The following is a 1811-nucleotide window of genomic DNA, read 5'->3' as shown; positions in this document are numbered from 1 at the left end:
CTCCAGGGCGGCGAGCCAGCGGCCGTAATCGGCCGGCGCCTCCGGGCCGTCGGCCGGGCGGATCGCGGCGCCGAGCGCGTCGGCCCACTCGGCCCCGGTGAACAGCCCCGAATCCTGCAGCGCGACCACCATCGCGAAGACCTGCGCCTCCCAGGGTGCCGAGAACGGGGCGACGGGCTCGCTCATGCGGCGCCGCCCGCGATGTAGCGCTCGAACACCGCGACGGTGACGCGCCCGTTCGGGTCGGCATCCTCGCCCCAGAGCTCGGCGGCCGGGAAGGCCACGGTGTAGAGCCAGTCCGGGTTCTCGCCCTGCCCGCAGGCGTTGGTGTCGGGCAGGACGAAGGCGCCGTGGACGCGCAGCACGGTGCCGCTTTTGGCCCGGACGTAGCGCGGCAGGCGGGTGTGGGTCGGCGGGTGGATGTTGCGCATCGTCACCGCGTCGCCGACCGCGAAGCGCGCCGGCGCGGGCGCGGGCCGGTCGCTCGGGAAGCCGGCGCGGTAGCGCGGCTCCAGGATGTCGGCGGTGAGCACCCGCGCCACCGGCGCCGGATCGGGATCGGCGACGCCGCGGGCGATCTCCTCCGGCCGCGCGAGGCCGTGGGCGGCGAGCTGGCGCTCGAGGGCGTCGAGCCAGATCGCGTAGTAGCTGGCGCGCAGGTAGTCGGCCGGCGGCATCGACTCGCGGGCGGCGCGGCTGCCGTCGAGGGTCCAGGCACCGGTAAAGCCCATCGCCATGGCGAGCGCGAAGACGCGCTTCTCCCAATCGGCGTGGAACACCGGCTCGTTCGGCTCGGGAGCGACCGGGCCGAGGCCGTGCATCCCGCCGAGGTCCTGGCCGCCGTTCATGCCGGGACGCCCGGCAGGCCGGTGCCGATCATCGCGTCGCGGGTGACGAGGCCGGCGAGGCGGCGCTCGTCGAAGGCCTCGGTGCCGGCGGGCCGCATCGGCAGCACCATGTAGCGCAGTTCGGCGGTCGAATCCCACACGGTGATCCGCGTCGTCTCGGGCAGGCGCACCCCGAACTCGGCGAGCACGCCGCGCGGGTCGATCACGGCGCGGGCGCGATAGGGCGGCGCCTTGTACCAGACCGGCGGCAGGCCGAGCACCGGCCAGGGGTAGCAGGAGCACAGGGTGCAGACGACGAGGTTGTGGGCGTGCGGCGTGTTCTCGACCACCACCATGTGCTCGCCGCCGCGCCCGCCGATCCCGAGCTCGGCGATCGCCGGCGTGGCGTCGGCCAGCAGCCGCGCGCGATAGGCCGGATCGACCCAGGCGCGGGCCACCACCTGCGCCCCGAGATGGGGCCCGACCCGGGTCTCGTAGCGCTCGACCAGCGCGTCGAGCGCCGCCGGCTCGACGTAGCCCTTCTGCACCAGGATCGATTCCAGCGCCCGCACCCGCGCCTCGACGGGGGACAGCGCGCCGTGGTCGTGCCCGTGCTGGTGCCCGTGGTCGTGATCCGGGTCGTCGTGACGATAGGCCATCCGCGCCGCCGCCCGCCTCAGGCCAGGTCGAGCGAGCGCTCGAAGGCGGCCGCGTTCGAGGCGTGCCCCTTCGGGTCGGTCACGACGATGTCCTTGAAGCCGCGCCGGGCCAGCTCCCAGGTCTTCTCCAGGGCCTGGTCGGCGGTCCCGCACGCGAACGTCGCGGGGCGCCCCGCATGGTCGTTCGCCTTCACAGTGTACACGGCACGTCCTCCCGATCGCTCGAATCGACCATACCCGGATGTGGCGTCGGCCGCGAGGATCGGGAAGGGGTTCGGTGAATCGGGTGCAGCGCGGCGCGGATTTGGCCCGAGGGGGCGGTATG

General features: G+C 74.4%; 4 protein-coding genes. All 4 read right to left on the bottom strand.

The window, feature by feature from the left end:
• The coding region (locus FV223_RS26610) for a nitrile hydratase accessory protein (protein ID WP_147729731.1) at positions 1-186 on the bottom strand (186 nt) is incomplete at its 3' end.
• Positions 183-848, bottom strand: coding sequence for a nitrile hydratase subunit beta (nthB, locus tag FV223_RS26605; protein WP_147729730.1), 666 nt, complete (start codon positions 846-848; stop codon positions 183-185). The genes nthB and FV223_RS26610, both read right to left, overlap by 4 nt.
• On the bottom strand, positions 845-1486 hold the full coding sequence (gene nthA / locus FV223_RS26600; protein WP_147729729.1) for a nitrile hydratase subunit alpha: 642 nt from the start codon (positions 1484-1486) through the stop codon (positions 845-847). Before nthA ends, nthB begins: the two co-directional genes overlap by 4 nt.
• A 17-nt stretch (positions 1487-1503) precedes the next feature.
• Positions 1504-1689 carry a hypothetical protein gene (locus FV223_RS26595; protein WP_147729728.1) on the bottom strand — a complete coding sequence of 62 codons (186 nt, stop codon included), beginning with the start codon at positions 1687-1689 and terminating at the stop codon, positions 1504-1506.
• Positions 1690-1811: the final 122 nt, after the last annotated feature.

Source organism: Methylobacterium sp. WL116, from assembly GCF_008039455.1.
In the GTDB taxonomy this organism is placed as follows: Bacteria; Pseudomonadota; Alphaproteobacteria; order Rhizobiales; family Beijerinckiaceae; genus Methylobacterium.
Note: the sequence above shows the minus strand (reverse complement) of the source record. Positions and strands in the feature narration are given on the sequence as shown.